The organism is Haloplanus vescus, assembly GCF_900107665.1.
GTDB classification, from domain to species: Archaea; Halobacteriota; Halobacteria; order Halobacteriales; family Haloferacaceae; genus Haloplanus; species Haloplanus vescus.
Genome location: NZ_FNQT01000002.1, coordinates 414,617 through 433,316, shown reverse-complemented (window position 1 = coordinate 433,316; position 18,700 = coordinate 414,617). Strand labels below are relative to the sequence as shown.

The 18,700-nt window shown below is 65.8% G+C and carries 19 protein-coding genes and 2 tRNA genes; 13 read left to right on the top strand and 8 right to left on the bottom strand.

What is annotated here, in order from left to right; all coding sequences use genetic code 11:
• Window positions 1-19 precede the first annotated feature (19 nt).
• A complete protein-coding gene (locus BLU18_RS09920; protein ID WP_092634523.1) occupies window positions 20-217 on the top strand; it encodes a heavy-metal-associated domain-containing protein in 198 nt (65 codons plus the stop codon).
• A 193-nt stretch (window positions 218-410) separates the two neighbouring features.
• Here the strand turns inward: BLU18_RS09920 and BLU18_RS09910 are convergent, their stop codons facing one another.
• Complete coding sequence (locus BLU18_RS09910) at window positions 411-905, bottom strand: DUF309 domain-containing protein (protein WP_092634521.1); 495 nt, start codon at window positions 903-905, stop codon at window positions 411-413.
• 95 nt (window positions 906-1,000) lie between these two features.
• Between BLU18_RS09910 and BLU18_RS09905 the strand changes: the two genes are divergently transcribed.
• On the top strand, window positions 1,001-1,459 hold the full coding sequence (locus tag BLU18_RS09905) for a hypothetical protein (protein ID WP_092634519.1): 459 nt from the start codon (window positions 1,001-1,003) through the stop codon (window positions 1,457-1,459).
• A complete protein-coding gene (locus tag BLU18_RS09900; RefSeq protein WP_092634517.1) occupies window positions 1,456-2,313 on the top strand; it encodes a M14 family metallopeptidase in 858 nt (285 codons plus the stop codon). The genes BLU18_RS09905 and BLU18_RS09900 overlap by 4 nt, the downstream gene beginning before the upstream one ends.
• Here BLU18_RS09900 and BLU18_RS09895 read toward each other — a convergent pair.
• A complete protein-coding gene (locus BLU18_RS09895) occupies window positions 2,256-2,705 on the bottom strand; it encodes a UPF0179 family protein (protein ID WP_092634515.1) in 450 nt (149 codons plus the stop codon). The genes BLU18_RS09900 and BLU18_RS09895 overlap by 58 nt on opposite strands.
• A gap of 25 nt (window positions 2,706-2,730) precedes the next feature.
• The gene (locus BLU18_RS09890; RefSeq protein ID WP_092634513.1) at window positions 2,731-3,111 is read right to left on the bottom strand and encodes a DUF5820 family protein; all 381 of its coding nucleotides are present in this window, start codon (window positions 3,109-3,111) and stop codon (window positions 2,731-2,733) included.
• 365 nt (window positions 3,112-3,476) lie between these two features.
• On the opposite strand from BLU18_RS09890, the gene BLU18_RS09885 reads away from it, so the two are divergent.
• The 4 genes from BLU18_RS09885 to BLU18_RS09870 are packed head-to-tail and all read left to right on the top strand — an operon-like array spanning window position 3,477 to window position 11,102.
• Window positions 3,477-5,543 carry a PrkA family serine protein kinase gene (locus BLU18_RS09885; protein WP_092634511.1) on the top strand — a complete coding sequence of 689 codons (2,067 nt, stop codon included), beginning with the start codon at window positions 3,477-3,479 and terminating at the stop codon, window positions 5,541-5,543.
• Complete coding sequence (locus tag BLU18_RS09880) at window positions 5,540-7,795, top strand: PrkA family serine protein kinase (protein WP_092634509.1); 2,256 nt, start codon at window positions 5,540-5,542, stop codon at window positions 7,793-7,795. The genes BLU18_RS09885 and BLU18_RS09880 overlap by 4 nt, the downstream gene beginning before the upstream one ends.
• A complete protein-coding gene (locus BLU18_RS09875) occupies window positions 7,786-9,099 on the top strand; it encodes a YeaH/YhbH family protein (RefSeq protein WP_092634507.1) in 1,314 nt (437 codons plus the stop codon). Before BLU18_RS09880 ends, BLU18_RS09875 begins: the two co-directional genes overlap by 10 nt.
• Window positions 9,096-11,102 carry a SpoVR family protein gene (locus BLU18_RS09870; protein ID WP_092634505.1) on the top strand — a complete coding sequence of 669 codons (2,007 nt, stop codon included), beginning with the start codon at window positions 9,096-9,098 and terminating at the stop codon, window positions 11,100-11,102. The genes BLU18_RS09875 and BLU18_RS09870 overlap by 4 nt, the downstream gene beginning before the upstream one ends.
• Before the next feature lie 3 nt (window positions 11,103-11,105).
• Here BLU18_RS09870 and BLU18_RS09865 read toward each other — a convergent pair whose 3' ends face one another.
• The 5 genes from BLU18_RS09865 to BLU18_RS09845 form a co-directional block, all read right to left on the bottom strand.
• A complete protein-coding gene (locus BLU18_RS09865) occupies window positions 11,106-11,666 on the bottom strand; it encodes a DUF7344 domain-containing protein (RefSeq protein WP_092634503.1) in 561 nt (186 codons plus the stop codon).
• Between the two features lie 232 nt (window positions 11,667-11,898).
• Window positions 11,899-11,973 (bottom strand) — tRNA-Glu (locus tag BLU18_RS09860).
• Between the two features lie 70 nt (window positions 11,974-12,043).
• Complete coding sequence (locus BLU18_RS09855; protein ID WP_092634501.1) at window positions 12,044-13,567, bottom strand: GAF domain-containing sensor histidine kinase; 1,524 nt, start codon at window positions 13,565-13,567, stop codon at window positions 12,044-12,046.
• Between the two features lie 66 nt (window positions 13,568-13,633).
• Complete coding sequence (locus tag BLU18_RS14895; protein WP_092634499.1) at window positions 13,634-14,173, bottom strand: hypothetical protein; 540 nt, start codon at window positions 14,171-14,173, stop codon at window positions 13,634-13,636.
• Between the two features lie 220 nt (window positions 14,174-14,393).
• A tRNA-Gly gene (locus BLU18_RS09845) sits at window positions 14,394-14,464 on the bottom strand.
• 219 nt (window positions 14,465-14,683) lie between these two features.
• Here BLU18_RS09845 and BLU18_RS09840 point away from each other — a divergent pair.
• From BLU18_RS09840 to BLU18_RS09815, 6 genes are read left to right on the top strand one after another with little or no spacing between them, the layout of a single operon-like run.
• Window positions 14,684-15,529, top strand: a complete 846-nt coding sequence (locus tag BLU18_RS09840) for a putative RNA uridine N3 methyltransferase (RefSeq protein ID WP_092634496.1) — start codon at window positions 14,684-14,686, stop codon at window positions 15,527-15,529.
• Between the two features lie 4 nt (window positions 15,530-15,533).
• A complete protein-coding gene (locus BLU18_RS09835; protein WP_092634493.1) occupies window positions 15,534-16,550 on the top strand; it encodes a 50S ribosomal protein L3 in 1,017 nt (338 codons plus the stop codon).
• A gap of 3 nt (window positions 16,551-16,553) precedes the next feature.
• A complete protein-coding gene (gene rpl4p / locus BLU18_RS09830; RefSeq protein ID WP_092634491.1) occupies window positions 16,554-17,300 on the top strand; it encodes a 50S ribosomal protein L4 in 747 nt (248 codons plus the stop codon).
• Window positions 17,297-17,551: a 50S ribosomal protein L23 gene (locus BLU18_RS09825; RefSeq protein WP_092634489.1), complete on the top strand. Its 255-nt coding sequence runs from the start codon at window positions 17,297-17,299 to the stop codon at window positions 17,549-17,551. Before rpl4p ends, BLU18_RS09825 begins: the two co-directional genes overlap by 4 nt.
• A 1-nt stretch (window position 17,552) precedes the next feature.
• The gene (locus tag BLU18_RS09820; RefSeq protein ID WP_092634487.1) at window positions 17,553-18,275 is read left to right on the top strand and encodes a 50S ribosomal protein L2; all 723 of its coding nucleotides are present in this window, start codon (window positions 17,553-17,555) and stop codon (window positions 18,273-18,275) included.
• Window positions 18,275-18,697, top strand: a complete 423-nt coding sequence (locus BLU18_RS09815) for a 30S ribosomal protein S19 (protein ID WP_092634485.1) — start codon at window positions 18,275-18,277, stop codon at window positions 18,695-18,697. Before BLU18_RS09820 ends, BLU18_RS09815 begins: the two co-directional genes overlap by 1 nt.
• The last annotated feature ends 3 nt before the right edge of the window (window positions 18,698-18,700 follow it).

The following is an 18,700-nucleotide window of genomic DNA, read 5'->3' as shown; positions in this document are numbered from 1 at the left end:
CTCCCGTAGGTCGACGCGCATGTCACGGACGCTCACCGTCGACGGAATGTCCTGTTCGCACTGCGAGCAGACGGTCGAAGAGGCACTCGAAGACGTCGCGGGCGTTACCGGCGCGACTGCCGACCACGAGTCCGGATCGGTGACGGTCGACGGCGAGGCCGACGTCGACAGCCTCGTCGCCGCCGTCGAGGACGCGGGCTACGAGGCGTCGGCGTAGTTCCTGTCGCCGAAACGGCCATAGTGGTGGCGCGCGTCGCGAGGCGTGTTACCACGGGCCACCCTCGAAACGGAGATGTTCGGTCAGACCGTCGCGTTCGGCGCCGGGCGGATTCTGGGTGTCGACGCCTACCTCGAACGGCAGAGTGTCGTCGAGTCGACCCCGTGGCTGAAGTACCTGCTCGGCTGAGGGCTCACTCCAACGCGTCGGCGTACGCGAAATCGGCGTCGCCAGCGTCGGGGTACTCTCCGTCGAGTTCGATGCGCCAGCCCTCTATCGCGCTCGGGTCGTCGAGGGCGGCGTCGAGTGTGGCCTTCACGTCGCGCACGTCGACACCGTAGTAGTCGTCGGGGATGCCGTGGAGGTACTGTAACGCCGTCTCGAACAGCGAGCGCATCCCGTCGTCGTTCTCGAAGTCGAAGTGCTTGTACGCGCCGGCAGCGACCTGCACCATCCCGTGGCAGAAGGCGCTCTCGGTGGTGCCGCTGCCGTAGTTGAACCACTCGTCCTCGAAACAGTCGTGTGCCTCGTGGAACGCGCCCGCGTTGTAGAGGCGGACGCCGTGGACGACGGCGCGCCGGAGCGTGCCGTGCTCCCAGCCGTTCGACGCGCCGCGGTCCGCTCGCCACCCGGTCGGGTCACCCGACGTCGGCGGCCCGACGGAGTAATCCCGGGTGTGCTCGTCCATATCCGTGGTAGGCGACCCACGAGTGTAACGTCTGTGATGCGACTGCCGTCGTGCCCTCACAACGCCCAAGTCGGGGGCGTGCGTACGGTTCTCGCGTGCCCGACGATGTGCCCGACCCGGCGGCCATCGGTGCTATTCTCGCCAGCAGCCCCGTCGACGACGCGTTCGAGACGCTGGACCGCATCTGCGGCCGGTACGAAGCGTCGCTCACGCTCGAACTCGCGGAGGACACGTACGCCGACCTCACCCGTGGTATCGACCATCTCCAGACAGCGACGTGCTACGTCGACGCCGACCTCGCGACGCTCAAGCGACGACTACCGGGGACCGTGTTCTCGACGCTGCCGGACGGCCACGACGCGTACGAACTGACGCGGGGCGAGGCCACGCTCCGCCTCAAGTTCGGGGAGACACATGGGGCGACGCGGTCGGTCGACGCGCCGTACGCGACACTCGAAATTGCCGTGCCGACCACGGAGGCGTATTTCACGCGGGTTTCCGAGGCGCTAGACACGGAACGCACTTCAACGCCGACGGCTAGAGACAGACAATGAGAGTTCGAGAGTTCGGCGACGACCCGGAGGTGGCGGTCGTCGCTGGCATCCACGGGGACGAACCCTGTGGCCCGGACGCAGTCGAGGCGTTGCTCGATGACCCACCCGACTTCCAGCGCCCGGTGAAGTTCGTCGTCGCCAACGAACGCGCCCTCGAACGCGACGTGCGGTACGTCGACGAGGACCTCAATCGCGCGTTCCCCGGTGACCCGGACGCCGAGAGCCACGAGCGACGCTTGGCCCATCGCCTCCTCGCGGAACTCGACGGCTGTGCGACGCTCGCGCTACACTCCACGCAGTCGTACGCCCACCCGTTCGCGCTGGTCGACACCGTCGACCACGAGACGGCGGGGCGCTGTGCCCGCCTCCCGGTCGATGCCGTCGTCGAGACGGCTGACTACGCCGAGGGGCGACTTATCTCCTACCCCGGCACCGTCGAGGTGGAGTGTGGGCTCCAGTGGTCGGAGGAGGCGGCGGCGAACGCTCGCGAGCTCGTGACCGCGTTCTTGGCGGCGACGGGCGTTCTGCCCGAAGATGCGGGCTACGAGCGCCACGACGTGCCGGTCTTCCGACTCACTGGCAAGGTGTCGAAGGCGCCGGCGTCGAGACACGAGGTGTTCGTCGAGAACTTCGAGCGCGTCGAACCGGGCGTCCCCTTCGCCTCGGCGGACGACACGGAACACGTCGCACAGGAAGCGTTCTACCCAATTTTGATGTCGGCCGAAGGGTACGAGGACGTCTTCGGGTACGCGGGCGAGCGCATCGGCGAACTGAGCGAGTTCGAACGCGAGGAGCGTCAGGAGTCGGGCGGCGCGAGTTCGACCAGCGTGAGGTCGCGGTCGAGCATACAGTAGTCGTGGGGCGGGTCCCCGAGCACCTCGTCGATGCGATATTCGGAATCGAAGTCGGCGCCGTCGGGGACACAGTAGGCGTGACTGGGACAGTCGGTGTGTGGACACGGCCCCGAGAGCGACGCTTTACTGCCGGCGTAGGCGGCCTTCGAGGGGACGTTGGCGGGGATGGTCGTGGGTTCGACCTCGACGGCGCGAACGCCGTCGGCGTGGACGGCACAGTCGAGCGTCTGTGCGTTCTCGCGGACGTCGGTAATCTTGTATCGCGTGCCAGTATCGAGGTCGAGACACTGACTGCGATACGGACAGCCCTCGCACGCGCTGGATTCGCCGCGGAAGACGAACTCGCGGCCGACCTCGGCGAGACGCGTGCCGATAAGCGTGACCTCGGACATAGACGGGGGTTCTCGGTCCGAGTGGTTAAGCCTCGCGACCGACGAGTTCGTCCAGTCGGTCGAAGTAGTCGTCGCGCGGGACCTGATACGCGCCCCGGTAGTCGATATCGCCGGCCGCGAACGCGCGGGCGAAGTCTATCGCCGTCTCGATACCCGCCGCTCGGGAGTCGGCCGTTTCGGTTCGCACGTCGATTTCGGGTTCGAGATACAGCGTGACCGTCCAGCCGTCGCGCTGGGTGGCGCCGGGGCGGCGGCGCGGACTCCCCGGCGAGAGGTAGACAGTCGGGAGACAGGCCGCGGGGAACGCCTCCGTGTCGAACACGTCCGGTCGGTAGGCGAGAATCGCGCGCCCGTCTGGCTCTTGGTGCCAGACCGTCCACCCGTCGGGGAGCGTCTCGAAGCTCATGTCCTCTCTCGCCCCGGCGCACACATAAGCGCCGCGTGACGAGCGAGCGGGTCGAATCGTTCGTCTCCCGACTTACCTCTCGTTCGACTGTCGTCGATAGCGGCCGTATCGACGGCTGTCAGGGGATTTCCGTCCGATATGACAGACGTGTCAAAGTACTGTATCAGGGGAAGGCTTATCAATATGTGAATCTGATGAGTGTTATAGCCTCGGTTACGCGAACCGAGACGCCACCGGTGGCTCACCCGCACCACTCCCGACACTACCGACGACCACCCCGCGGTCGCGGTCGTGGTGTGGTGTGAGTTCACATGCCTCGTGGGATAATATCTCACGCGGCTGTCTCGGGACCGAGTCTCCGAACAATGACGAAGGAAACCCTCGAAGACCTCAGCCAGGAGTACAAGGAATCAGTCCCGTCGGACCTCCGCGAAGCAAGGCACTTCGACTGGTACTTGGACGAGGTGTACGACGACCCGCGAGTCGCCCGCAACGCCCACCAACGCGTCGCCGACATGTTCGATCACTACGGGACGGAGTACGACGAGGACGCCGGCGTCGTGGAGTACCGCATGGCTTCGGAGGACCCGTTACACGACGGGCAGAACACGTTTTACGGCCGGGAAGTCCACGAGTCGATGCACGAGTTCGTCAACAAGGTCAAAAGCGGCGCTCGGGGACTCGGCCCGGAGAAACGCATCAAACTCCTCCTCGGCCCGGTCGGGTCCGGGAAGTCACATTTCGACTGGCTGGTGCGGCGCTACTTCGAGGACTACACCGCACAGGACGCGGGGCGGATGTACACCTTCCGGTGGGTGAACCTCTGTGACATCGTCCGCGACCAGGACCCAGCGGACGACACCGTCGTCTCGCCGATGAATCAGGACCCACTCGTCCTGTTGCCACAGGAACAGCGGGACCGAGTGCTCGAACGCCTGAACGAGTCGCTCGACGCGCCCTACACGGTCCGCAACGAGCAGTCGCTTGACCCCGCGAGCGAGTTCTACATGGACCGCCTGCTGGCCCACTACGACGACGACCTGAAGGCCGTCCTCGACAACCACGTCGAAATCGTTCGGCTCGTCGCCTCGGAGAACAAGCGCCAGTGCGTCGAGACGTTCGAGCCCAAAGACAAGAAAAATCAGGACGAGACGGAACTGACCGGCGACGTCAACTACTCCAAAATCGCCGTCTACGGCGAGTCTGACCCGCGCGCGTTCGACTACTCCGGCGCCTTCTGTAACGCCAATCGGGGCCTGTTCTCGGGCGAGGAACTCCTGAAACTCCAGCGCGAGTTCCTCTACGACTTCCTGCACGCCTCGCAGGAGCAGACGATCAAGCCGAAGAACAACCCTCGCATCGACATCGACCAAGTCATCGTCGGGCGGACGAACATGCCCGAGTACCGGGACAAGAAGGGCGACGAGAAGATGGAGGCGTTCAACGACCGCACCAAGCGCATCGACTTCCCGTACGTCCTCGAGTACAGCGAGGAGGCCGAAATCTACCGCAAGATGCTGCGTAACGCCGACGTGCCGGACATGCACATCGAACCCCACGCGATGGAGATGGCGGGGCTGTTCGGCGTCCTCACGCGCATCACCGACCCCGACGGCGAGACGGTGACGCTCGTCCAGAAGGCCAAGGCGTACAACGGCGAAATCGACGAGACCGACGACATCGACGTCAAGAAGCTGCGCGAGGAGGGGGAGGCGAACGCCGACATCGCGGAGGGGATGGACGGCGTCTCGGCCCGGTTCATCGGCGACGAAATCGCCGAGGCCATCATGGACGCCACCCACCGCGACCGGTCGTACCTCTCGCCGCTCTCGATATTCACCCACTTCGAGCGCAACCTCGAAAACCACGGCTCCATCCCCGAGGCGAACGTCGACCGCTACCACCGCTATCTCGAACTCGTGCGCGAGGAGTACAAAGAGCGCGCCATCGAAGACGTGCGCCACGCCCTCGCGTACGACGTGGACGAAATCCAGCGCCAGGGCGAGAAGTACATGGACCACGTGATGGCGTACATCGACGACGCCACCGTGACCGACGAGCTCACGGGACGCGAACAGGAACCGGACGAGACGTTCCTGCGCTCCGTCGAGGAGAAGTTGGAGATTCCAAGCGACCGCAAGGACGACTTCCGACAGGAAGTTTCCAACTGGGTGAGTCGCCGCGCCCGCGAGGGCGAGGGGTTCGACCCGCAGGACAACGACCGCCTGCGCCGCGCGCTGGAGCGCAAGCTCTGGGAGGACAAGAAACACAACATCAACTTCTCGGCGCTGGTGTCCGCGAACGAACTCGACGACGACGAGCGGAGCGCGTGGGTGGACGCGCTGATAGAACAGGGCTACTCCCGCGAGGGGGCTCAGGAGGTCCTCGAGTTCGCCGGCGCGGAGGTCGCAAAGAGCGAACTGGAAGGATGACGGAGAACTACATCCGCGCGAGCGACGAGGCACTCGCCGGAGCCTACGAGGAGCCGATGAGCCTCGACGAGTACGTCGACACCGCCTTCGAACGCCCCTCCATCGCCGCACACGCCCCGAAGTACCTCCTCGAAGCCATCGAGTCGATGGGCACTCGAACGGTCGTCGAGGAAGGGGAGGAACGCGAGCGCTACCGCTTCTTCGACGACCCCGAAAACGACGGCGAACACGCGGTCCTCGGCAACACCGACGTGCTCAACGGCTTCGTCGACGACCTCCGGACCATCGCCACGGACCGGGGGAAAGGCGAGAAGATAATTTGGTTCGACGGCCCGACCGCCACCGGGAAATCGGAGCTCAAACGCTGTCTGGTCAACGGGTTGCGGGCGTACTCGAAGACGGAGGCGGGGCGACGCTACACGGTCGAGTGGAACGTCGACAGCGCCGAGCAGTCACGCGGGCTGAGCTACGGCGGCGAACTGGACGACGAGGACGACTGGTACGAGAGCCCCGTCCAGTCACACCCGCTCTCGGTGTTTCCCGCGGACGTGCGAGAGCGGTTGCTGGCCGACCTGAACGAGGAGGCGCACGTCCCCACGCGGGTGACAGCGGACCTCGACCCGTTCTGTCGGGAGGCGTACGACCTCCTCGAAGAGCGGTACCGCCGGGCGGGCGAGACGAACCTGTTCTCGGCCATCACCGACCCGCGCCATCTCCGCGTCAAAAACTACGTCGTCGACGTGGGGCGCGGCATCGGGATTCTCCACTCGGAGGACGACGGTTCCCCGAAGGAGCGTCTGGTCGGGTCGTGGATGCCGGGGATGCTCCGCGAACTCGATTCGCGCGGGCGGAAGAATCCGCAAGCGTTCTCCTACGACGGCGTCCTCTCGCAGGGCAACGGCCTGTTGACGGTGGTGGAGGACGCCTCCCAGCACGCGGACCTGCTCCGCAAACTCCTGAACGTGCCCGATGAGGGGCGCGTGAAGTTGGACAAGGGCATCGGGATGGATATCGATACGCAGCTGCTCATCATCTCGAACCCGGACCTCGATGTGGAACTCGACAAGTACGCCGACCGCAACGGGCGCGACCCCCTGAAGGCGCTCAAGCGCCGCCTCGACAAACACGAGTTCGGCTACCTGACTACCCTCTCGCTCGAAGCCGAACTGATTCGACGCGAACTGACGAACGAGACGGGGGTGTGGGAAGCCGAGGGGTACGCCGACCTCGACGCCCGGGTCCGAGCGGGGGTGACGTTGCCGATGCGCGACGGCCGGGGCCGCGTGGTCGAACGCGAACTCGCCCCGCACGCCGTCGAGGCGGCGGCGCTGTACAGCGTCGTCACCCGTCTCGACGGCGAGGACACGCCCGGCGACCGCGGCCTCGTCGAGAAGGCGCTCCTGTTCGACCAGGGCTACCTCCAAGAGGGCGACGAGCGAATCGAGGCCGACGCCTTCGAGTTCGACGGCGACGACGGCAGTCACGGGATTCCCGTCACGTACACGCGAGACATCGTCGCCGACTTGCTCCAGACCGACGCCGACCGCCAGCATCCGGACCTCCCGGTCGAACGCGTCGTCACCGCCGACGACGTGCTCGACGCGATGGCCGACGGGCTATCGGACGCGCCGGTGTTCTCCCGGGCCGAGGCGGCGGAGTACGAGAACCGCCTCGCCGTCGTCAAGAGCTACGTCTACGACCGACAGGAGACGGACGTGTTGGACGCCCTGCTGGCGGAGAAAGGCGTCGACGAGGCGACGGTCGCGGAGTACGTCGAACACGTCTTCGCGTGGGCGAACGACGAACAGGTCGCGACCGACCGCGGGCCGGTCGACCCCGACCCGCTCTTGATGAAGGTGTTCGAGACGGAGCATCTGGGTCGGTTCGACGACGACGCGTACCGCGGCCCGGAGCCCACAGAGCGCGTCGAGCGCTTCCGTCGGGAGAAGGTCATCACGGCCATCAACCGCTACGCGTGGGAGAACCGCGACGAGGACTTCGCCATCGAGGACGTGGACGTGAGCGAGATTCCGATCATTCGCGCCGTCCTCGACACACACGACTGGACCGACGTGAAACGGCTGTTCGAGGAGTTCGACCCGACGCAGTGGGCCGACCCGCCGTCGGGGACCGAGACCGAGCGCTGCAAGGAGCGAACCCTTGCCGCCCTCGAATCGCAGGGCTACTCCCCCGCGTCGGCGGAGCTGACCAGCCGCAAGGTGATGCGGGAGGTGAGCTACCGATGGGACTGAGGGAGGACCTCGACCGGTTCCGCGAGGTGGGCGAGCGTCGCCGCGAGGACCTGACGGAGTTCATCCGCCACGGGTCGCTCGGCGGGAGCGACCCCGACAGCATCGAAATCCCAATCAAGGTCGTCGACCTGCCCGAGTTCGAGTACGACCCCCGTGACCGCGGCGGCGTCGGACAGGGCCAGGACGGCACGCCGGAAGCGGGCCAACCAGTCGGCCAGCCCCACCCAGCCGACGAGGGCGAGGACGGCGACCCCGGTGACGAGGCCGGCGACCACGAGTACTACGAGATGGATCCCGAGGAGTTCGCCCAAGAACTCGACGAGGAGCTCGGCCTCGACTTGGAACCGAAGGGGAAGGAAGTCGTCGAGGAAGTCGAGGGCGACTACACGGAGCTCACTCGCGCTGGACCGAACAGCACGCTCGACTTCGAGCGCCTGTTCAAGCAGGGGTTGAAGCGAAAGCTGGCGACGGACTTCGACGAGGAGTTCGTCCGCGAGGCGATGCGCGTCGCGGACGCGACGCCGGACGACGTGTTTCGCTGGTGTCGCGAGGAGAACGTCCTCGTCTCGCGGGCGTGGGTCGAAACCGAGTGGGAGACGATTCCGGACGACGAGCGCGGGCGCTGGGCGAGTTTCGAGGAGATGGTGGCGGCCGTCGAGCGGACGACGACGCTCGAACGCATCCATCGCGACGGCCTGCGCGACGTGCCCTTCCGCCGCGAGGACGAGCGCTACCGCCACCCCGAGGTGACCGAGGAGACGGAGCAGAACGTGGTCGTGGTGAACATCCGCGACGTGTCGGGCAGCATGCGACAGGAGAAACGCGAACTCGTCGAGCGGACGTTCACGCCGCTGGACTGGTATCTCACCGGGAAATACGACCGCGCGGAGTTCGTCTACATCGCCCACGACGCGGAGGCGTGGGAAGTCGACCGCGAGGACTTCTTCGGCATCCGGTCGGGCGGCGGGACCCGCATCTCCTCGGCGTACGAACTCGCCGCCGAGGTGCTCGAAGAGCGCTACCCCTGGAGCGAGTGGAACCGCTACGTCTTCGCGGCGGGCGACTCCGAGAACTCCAGCAACGACACCCGCGAGAACGTCGTGCCGCTGATGGAGTCGATTCCGGCGAACCGCCACGCGTACGTGGAGACGCAACCGGGCGGCCCGGCCATCAACGCGACCCACGCCGAAGAGGTCGAACGCGCGTTTGAAGACAGCGAGCGAGTCGTCGTCACGTCCGTCGCGGACCCGGCGGACGTGACCGACGCCATCTATGAGGTCCTGAGTACGGAGGACGACCAATGAGAGACGACCGCATCGACGCACGGAGGGAAGCGGCCCGCCTCAACGAACCGGTCACCGAGGCAGCGAACCTGGCGCGGAAACTGGGGCTCGACCCGTATCCCGTCAACTACTGGATCGTCGACCACGACGAGATGAACGAACTCATCGCCTACGGCGGGTTCCAGCGACGCTATCCCCACTGGCGGTGGGGGATGGCCTACGACCGCCAGCAGAAACAGGACCAGTTCGGCATGGGGAAGGCGTTCGAAATCGTCAACAACGACAACCCCGCCCACGCCTTCCTGCAGGAGTCGAACTCCCTCGCCGACCAGAAGGCGGTCATCACGCACGTCGAGGCCCACGCCGACTTCTTCGCCAACAACGAGTGGTTCGGCCTCTTCGGTGACGGACCAGGCGACGACCGTTCGGGCCCCGACGCCGCCGCCATGCTCGAACGCCACGCCGAGACGGTCAGGGAGTACGCCGAGGACCCGGACATCGACCGCGACGACGTGGAGCGTTTCATCGACGCCGTCCTCTGTCTGGAGGACACCATCGACCAGCACCGCGCGTTCGCCCGCGCCGACGAGCGCCGAGAGCGCGACGCGCCGCCCGACCTCCGGGAGCGACTCGACGAACTCGACGTGTCCGAGGAGGTCCGCCGCCAGGCCTTCGACGAGGAGTGGCTAGACGACCTCGCCGAATCGGAGCGCGCCGACGCCCGTCTCGACGACCCGCACACGGACGTCCTCGCCTACCTCCTCGAACACGGCCGGCAGTACGACGAGGAGTCCGGGAAGGCCGTCGAGTTCGAACCGTGGCAGAAAGACGTTCTCGAACTCCTGCGGACGGAGGCGTACTACTTCGCTGGCCAGAAAATGACGAAGGTGCTCAACGAGGGGTGGGCGGCGTTCTGGGAATCGACGATGATGAGCGACGAGGGCTTCGCCGGCGACGACGAGTTCGTCACCTACGCCGACCACATGGCGCGTGTCCTCGGGTCGCCGGGGCTCAACCCCTACAAACTCGGGATGGAGCTCTGGGAGTACGTCGAGAACGTGACCAACCGGCGCGAGGTGGTCGACAAACTCCTCCGCGTCGAGGGCGTCACCTGGCGGAACTTCCACGACGTGGTCGACTTCGAGGCCGTGCAGGCCGCGCTGGACCCCGACCCGGCCATCGCCTCGATTACGCCCGAGACGCTCGCGGAGTTGGACCCCGCGGACCCGCGGGTCGACGCCGAGGCACTCGACCGAGCGCGGGCCGGCGATATCGATATCGAGCGCTACCCGTGGAAGGTGCTCACGAGGGCGGGGCTAGCCGAGCGACACTTCTCGCTGTGCAAGCCCCAGAACCGTGAGTTCCTTCGGCGCATCCGCCGGTCGGAACTCGAACGACTGGCGCGGTACATGTTCGACGACGAGAAGTACGGGTCGGTGAGCGAAGCGCTCGCCGATGTGGCGTACGAGGCGGGGTGGCGGCGGATGCGCGAACTCCGCGAGAGCCACAACGACGTGACCTTCATCGACGCGTTCCTCTCCGAGGAGTTCGTCGACGCGAACGACTACTTCACCTACGAGTACTCGGAGGCGACGGGTGACTTCCGCGCCGCGTCGACGGACCCCGAAGACGTGAAGAAGAAACTGCTCTTGCAGTTCACCAACTTCGGCAAGCCGACCGTCGCGGTGTACGACGGCAACTTCGACAACCGGAACGAACTGCTACTCGGCCACCAGTACAACGGCATCGGCCTCGACATCGAGCAGGCAAAGCGCGTCCTCGAACGCACCTACGACCTCTGGGGGCGGCCGGTCAACCTGATGACCGTCGTCTCCGAGTACGACGAACACGAACTGGAAATCGCACAGCGCCGGAACCGCGAACCGACGCCAACGGAGGTCGGCAAGCGCATCCGATACGACGGCGACGACTTCGAGACACACGCCCTCGACCCCGACCTCGAAGCCCGAATCGTCGCCGACGACGTGGATTACGACACGAAGCCGGACGACTGGTTGGCCTGACGCTCAGGCCGGGCCGTCGTCACCGCGTCCGAGGTGGTGGCGGCGTGCCAGCCGAGCGTTGACGCCCGCCGCCACGAGGAACGCGGCGATCAGGCCCCCCGCGAGCGACAGGCTGGGGAGCGACGCGAACGGCGTCAGGCCAGCGGACGCCGCGGCGATACAGACGGCGGCGACCGTCGACAGTCCAAGATAGAGCGCACACCACGGCACGTCGTGTTCGCCGACGAGTTCGAGATAGGCGTCGAGGTCGGCAGCGCGGTCGGCGAGCGTCACCGTTCCCGCGTCGCGGTCGTAGTCGACGACGCCTGCTTCGTGAAGTTTCGGGAGGTGGGTCTGGTGGAGCGCGGTGGAGACACGCTTGCGCTGCTTGTACTCCAAGTCGTCGAGTGCGACGTCGTTTTCCCACGCGGCGACCTGTGCGGCGAGGTCACGGAGCGACACCGCGTTCGAGTGGTGCCCCAGATATTGGAGTGTGTAGCGCCGGCGCTGATTGCTCAGGAGGGAGAAGACGGTATCTTTCGACAGGTGCTCGGTCTCTGTATCGGGGGACGAGTGAGACGACATCGGTGGATGAGTCGCGGTCCAGTCTCCGAGTGAGACGACCGTCGTGTGTGCGGTTACATATCGGGTCGAATGATAAATTCACCCGTTTTCGTGGAGCGAGTGCTATCGAGCAATGAGCCACAGAGAATCATGCTCGGTCAGGGATTTGAACCACGGTCGCGGCGAAGCCGCTCTCTGATTCAAATCCCTCTCCTGTGCGCGCTCCGTCACTCACTCCGTTCGGTCAGAATCATGCTCGGTCAGGGATTTGAACCCTGGTCGTCGGCTCGAAAGGCCAACATGATTGGCCGGACTACACCAACCGAGCGCTGCATATTGGAGCAAGGGAGGGCTATTGATAAATCCGTCTCTTTCGGTCGACCCATCGACCGTCGCTATCAGTCGACGTTCGTAAACTCGATGCGCGCGCCACCCGACTCGCTCTCCGTAACGTCGACCGACCACCCGTGGGCGGTGGCGATGTCGTCGACGAGGCCCAAGCCGAGTCCGGTGCCGTCATCCGCCGTCGTGTAGCCGGATTCGAGGATGCGCTCGCGGTCGGCGACCGGGATGCCGACGCCGTCGTCCTCGACGTAGAATCCGCCCACGAGCGAGCCGACTCGCACCGTCAACCCGGCCGCTCCGTCCTCGCCCGAACCGTGGTCGACAGCGTTGCGAAACAGGTTCTCGAACAGTTGCTGGAGGCGTTTGGGGTCGCCAGTAGCATCTGATTCGAGGTCCATGGTGAGCGTCGCACCGTCGGTGTCGACCTGTTCCCACGCGTCGGCGGCGACGCGTCCCAGGTCGAGCGAGACGGGGTCGTCGACGGCGCGTCCCGCCCGCGCGAGCGCCAACACGTCGTCGATTATCTCCCGCATCCGCTCGTGTGAGGATTCGACTCTGTCGAGTGACTCGGCGTCGCCCGTTTCGCGAGCTTGGTCGAGCCATCCATCCGCGACGTTGAGCGGGTTGCGAAGGTCGTGAGAGACCATCGTCGCGAACTCTTCGAGGCGGGCGTTCTGCTGGCGGAGTTGCTCCTCGACGAGTTCGCGTTCGAGCGCGACGCTCACCCACCGGCCCATCAGGTCGACGAGCGTGACCTCCCAGTCCGAGAACGTCTCCGTCCGCGGGTCGGTATCGTAGAAACAGAACGTGCCGTACACCTCGTCGTCGACGATGACGGGTGTCCCGAGATAACAGCTGATTCCCCACTCGGCGAAGCCCGCCCGCTCCGTGAGTTCTGGTGCCTCAGCCGCGAGGTCCGCGAGAACGAGTGTCTCCTCGTCGAGCACGACACGCTCGCAGTTCGTCGCCGAGAGGTCGACGGTGTCACCGGCTTCGATATCGCCCGGCGAGCGGACGACCTCGAAAGTGTACTTGTCACCGCGCACGCGAGAGAGCGTTCCGTACGCCGTTCCGAGAATCCGCTGCCCGATTCGAAGCAGGTCGTCCACCTGTTCCTCGAAGGTGGCGTCGCGGTCGGCGATGACGTCGTACATCTCCCGGAGGACCGCCTCGCGGCGCTCGCGGGAGTCGTGGCCGTCCTCCGCACTCTCGTGCATCCAGACGGTCAGGCCCGACTCCGAGGGATAGAGTCGCACGTCGAACCACGCATCCAGCGGGTCGTAGTGCGTCTCGAACGTCACCGACTCTCGGGTCCGCATCGCCGCACGACACTCCGTCTCGAAGGTGGTGTCACGGAGCTCCGGGAGCACGTCCCAGATGGACCGGCCGACGAGGTCCTCGGCGGTGACCGTCTCGCCCGTGGCGTCACAGACGAGGGCGTGAGCGCAGTCGTTCACGAACGTAACGTGCCACTCGGCGTCGAAACCGAACACCCCGTCGGTTACCCGGTCGAGCACTCCGTCAAGGCGCGGCGGCGTGGGGTGGCCGTCGGCGCTGGCCGGTAGCTCACCCGTCACGACGCACCAACGAATCGACCATATTGGTATACGTTGGCGCGCAGCGAGGAAAAGGCCATCGGCCCGCTACTCGGTGACTTCGAACGTCGTCGCCATCGGGTCTGAGGTGCGGTGTAACTGCAGTTCGCCGATGGCGACGGACGCGGTCACCTGCCCGGTCGGCCAGTCCGCCGTCTCGATGGTGATGCCAGTCTCCCACGTGTGGAGACCAGCGGTGTCGACGGTTCGGTCGACTTCGTTGTTCCGTCGCATCACCAGTTCGTCGTCGGCGATGATGTCGATGCCCTCCTTCAGGTTGACCGTCCCCTGGGGGATACGCATTCGATAGCGGAAGGCGATGACGGCGGGCCGGCCCCGTCGAATCTGTTCGACCCGATTCTCCGAGAGGTCACCAGCCTCCGCCCACGTCGAGACGAGTCCCACGTCGAGCAACTGCGGCCGGTAGCGCTGTTCGGGGGGCGTGGACGTCGGTGGCGGCGTGGTCGTCGTCTGCGTGGAGGTGGAGGTCGGGGTGGAGGTCGACGTCTCGGTGGAGCCGTCGGCACCACAGCCAGCGAGTCCCGCGAGACAGGTTCCCGTCGCGGCGAGCAACGCGCGTCGATGCATGGCTTGCGGTGAGGGAGTCAGGGTGAAAAGGGTTCGTCACGGAACGAATCGCTCCTCGGTCGTTGAATTCGGGAAAGTGCGCTGGCTGGGATTTGAACCGAAACCAGACGTGCTCGCTCCCTCCGGTCGCTGTGCGCGACTGGTAGGGTTCAAATCAGGAGCGATTTTCCCTCACAGCTCACTCGTCGCTCCGCTCCTCGTTCGTTGAGTTCGGGAAAAGTGCGCTGGCTGGGATTTGAACCCAGGTTGTGACCATGGCAAGGTCACGTGATACCACTACACTACCAGCGCCCTTCGCATTCACACCAAACCGGGATAGATAATTAAGCGTTCCGAAATCGCCGAGAAATAGCGGCCGGCGTGGGGACAGATGCCGTGTGACCGAAGCCCACGAATCGGCGTTCTGAGGCGTGTGAGCGCCTCACAGCCGCCCGTGAGTTTCGCTACCCTTTTACCGGAGGATGCGGTAGAACCATCACAGTCTAGTGACGTGACGCGAAACGGATCGGCATGACGTTCACCGTACTCGTGCCGTCGTCTGTCGTCCGAGAAGCCGAGGACAAACGCGAGGCAACTCGCAAACTCGGTTACGTCGCCCGCGCGGCGACGGTGTTTCGGGCGGACCGCCTGGTCGTCTTCCCCGACGGGGAGGGCGAACGGCGCTGGGGCGGCGGCTTCGTCGAGACGGTCCTTCGGTACGCTGCGACGCCCCCCTATCTCCGGAAGGAGGTGTGGGGCACACGCGACGAACTGGAGTACGTCGGCGTTCTGCCGCCCCTTCGTGTCTCGTCACGGACCGGCCCCGGGTCTGAGAGCCCGGGGTCGTTACAAGAGGGAATCGTGACCGAGGTCGGACCTGACGGCCGCGTCCGGGTCAATTGCGGACTGCAACACCCAATCTCCCTCCTCCTCCCAGACGGGATGGAGGTGTCGGCCGGAGAGCGCGTCGCCATCAGGATCTCTTCGAGAGAACCCGTCCGCGCACGGATCGTCGACGACCCCCTACCGGGGTTCGAGGTCCAACGCGCGGACCTGCCGGAAGTGCTGGCCCGCCCCGATGCAGGGGTTCGGATCGCCGCGTCCCGCCACGGGACGACGCTGTCGGTCGGTCGCCTGACGGAACTCGTCGGGCGAATCGACGACGGTGATCTGACCGTTGCGTTCGGTGCACCCGGGCGAGGGCTCCCGGCTATCCTCGACTTGGCCGTCGAGGCTGTCGCCGACGGCGACGGAACAGTCGAACCCGATCCGGGGTTCGACCTCTGGCTGAATACGATTCCGCGACAGGGAAGCGAGACGGTGCGAACGGAAGAAGCGATGTTCGCGTCGCTCGCGCCCCTGAATCTCACGGAGTAAATCCATGCCACAACCAAGCAGACCACGAAAAGGCTCGATGGGCTTTGGCCCGCGCAAGCGCGCGACTGACGAAGTCCCGCGCATTCGCTCGTGGCCCGACGACGACGGCGCACCCGCGCTGCAGGGCTTCGCTGGCTACAAGGCCGGCATGACCCACGTCGTCATGGTCAACGACGAAGCCAACTCCCCCCGCGAAGGGATGGAGGAGTCGGTGCCGGTGACCGTCGTCGAGACGCCACCGATGCGTGCCGTCGCCCTGCGAGCCTACGAACAGACGTCGTACGGACTGAAGCCGACAACCGAAGTGTGGACCGACGAGTTCCATTCGGAACTCGACCGCACGCTCGACCTGCCGGCGGAAGATAGCTTCGAGGACGACGCGGACGCGCTCCGCGAGGCCGTCGCCGACGGTTCGGTCGACGACCTTCGCGTGATCACCCACACGGTGCCGAGCGAACTCGCGAACGTCCCGAAGAAAAAGCCCGACGTGATGGAAACGCGCGTCGGCGGTGGCTCGCTCGACGAGCGCGTCGACTTCGCACTCGACCTCCTCGAAGACGGAGGCGAGCACGCGATGTCCGACGTGTTCCGTGCCGGCGAGTACATGGACGCGAGCGGTATCACGAAAGGCAAGGGTACCCAAGGCCCCGTCAAGCGCTGGGGCGTCCAGAAGCGGAAAGGCAAGCACGCCCGCCAGGGCTGGCGGCGACGCATCGGGAACCTCGGGCCGTGGAACCCGTCCCGTGTGCGTTCGACCGTCCCCCAGCAGGGTCAGACGGGCTACCACCAGCGGACGGAGCTCAACAAGCGCCTTATCGACATGGGCGACGGCGACGAGGCCACCGTCGACGGTGGCTTCGTCAACTACGGCGAGGTCGACGGGCCGTACGCGCTCGTCAAGGGCTCGCTGCCGGGTCCGGACCAGCGCCTCCTGCGCTTCCGACCCGCCGTCCGTCCGACCGACCAACCGCGCCTCGACCCCGAGGTGCGCTACGTTTCAACCGCATCCAACCAGGGATAACCAATGCAAGCAACAGTACGCGATCTGAGCGGCGAGGATGCGGGCACGGTGGACCTCCCCGAGGTCTTCGAGACGGCCTACCGGCCGGACCTCATCAAGCGTGCCGTCCTGGCCGCACAGGCGAACCGAAAACAGGCGTACGGTGCCGACCCCTACGCCGGGCTTCGAACCCCGGCAGAGTCCTTCGGTAGTGGCCGCGGTATGGCCCACGTGCCCCGTTCGAACGGGCAGGGTGCCCGCGTGCCCCAGACGGTGGGTGGACGCAAGGCGCACCCGCCGAAAGCCGAGAAGGACCAGGGCAAGGGAATCAACGACAAGGAGCGCAAACTCGCGGTCCGCTCCGCCATCGCTGCGACGGCGGACGCCGAACTGGTGGCCGAGCGCGGTCACGAGTTCGATTCGGACCTCGAACTGCCCCTCGTCGTCAGCGACGACTTCGAGGATCTGGTCAAGACCCGCGAAGTCGTCGATCTGCTCGAAGCGCTCGACGTCCACGCGGACATCGAACGCGCAGACGACGGCCGGAGCATCAAGGCCGGTCAGGGCAAGGCCCGCGGTCGGAAGTACCGCGAGCCCAAGTCGGTGCTGTTCGTGACGAGTGAGGAGCCGTCGAAGGCGGCGCGCAACCTCGCTGGTGCGGACGTAACGACGGCCACACAGGTCAACGCAGAGGACCTCGCGCCCGGCACGCACGCCGGTCGCCTGACCCTCTGGACCGAGAGCGCGCTCGCGGAGGTGAGCGACCGATGAGTACGATCATCGAGCATCCGCTCGTGACCGAGAAGGCGATGGACGAGATGGACTTCGGTAACAAGCTCCAGTTCATCGTCGACATCGACGCGAACAAAGCCGAGATCACCGAGTCGATCGAGTCGCGCTACGACGTGACGATCACGAAGGTGAACACGCAGATTACTGCGCAGGGCGAGAAGAAGGCAGTCGTCCGGCTCTCCGAGGACGACGACGCACAGGAAATCGCCTCGCGAATCGGGGTGTTCTAAGATGGGACGACGAATTCAAGGCCAGCGACGTGGTCGCGGTGGGCCGACGTTCCGTGCCCCCAGCCATCGCTACAAGGCCGACCTCGAACACAAGAAAGACGAAGAGCGCGATACGATCAGCGGCGAAATCGTCGACATCGAACACGACCCGGCTCGCTCGGCGCCCATCGCGTCGGTCGAGTTCGAGGACGGCGACCAGCGCCTCATCCTCGCCCCCGAGGGCGTGACCGTCGGTGAGACGATTCAGGTCGGCGTCTCCGCCGAAATCAAGCCCGGGAACACGCTCCCGCTGGCCGAGATTCCGGAAGGGGTCCCGGTCTGTAACGTCGAGAGCAGCCCCGGTGACGGTGGGAAGTTCGCACGCGCGTCTGGGACGAGCGCACAGCTCATGACCCACGACAAGCGCGTGACGGTCGTCAAACTGCCGAGTGGGCAGGTCAAGCGCCTCAACCCGCAGTGTCGCGCCACGGTCGGCGTGGTCGCGGGCGGCGGTCGAACGGAGAAGCCGTTCGTCAAGGCCGGCAACAAGCACCACAAGATGAAATCGCGTGGCACGAAGTGGCCGCGCGTCCGTGGTGTCGCGATGAACGCCGTCGACCACCCGTTCGGTGGCGGTGGCCGACAGCACCCCGGTCAGCCCAAGTCCGTCTCGCGGGACGCCCCGCCGGGACGGAAGGTCGGCGACATCGCATCGAAACGGACCGGACGCGGAGGTAACAACTAATGAGCTCGGAATACCGAACCGGCCGTGAAGGTGAGTTCACCTACCGCGGCCACACGCTCGACGAGTTGCAGTCCATGTCGCTCGACGAGGTCGCGGAACTGCTCCCCGCTCGACAGCGGCGAACCATCACTCGAGGATTCTCGGTCGAACAGGAGAAGTTGCTCGAGAAGGCGCGCGGCGCGGGCGAGGAGGAGACGGCGAACGACCCGCTTCGTACGCACCTCCGAGACATGCCGATCCTGCCCGAGTTCGTCGGGCTGACCTTCTCGGTCTACAACGGCCAGGAGTTCCAGCGTGTCGAGGTCGAACCCGAGATGATCGGGCACTACCTCGGCGAGTTCCAGCTCACCCGAACCTCGGTCGAGCACGGTCAGGCCGGCATCGGCGCGACCCGGTCCTCGAAGTTCGTGCCACTCAAGTAACAT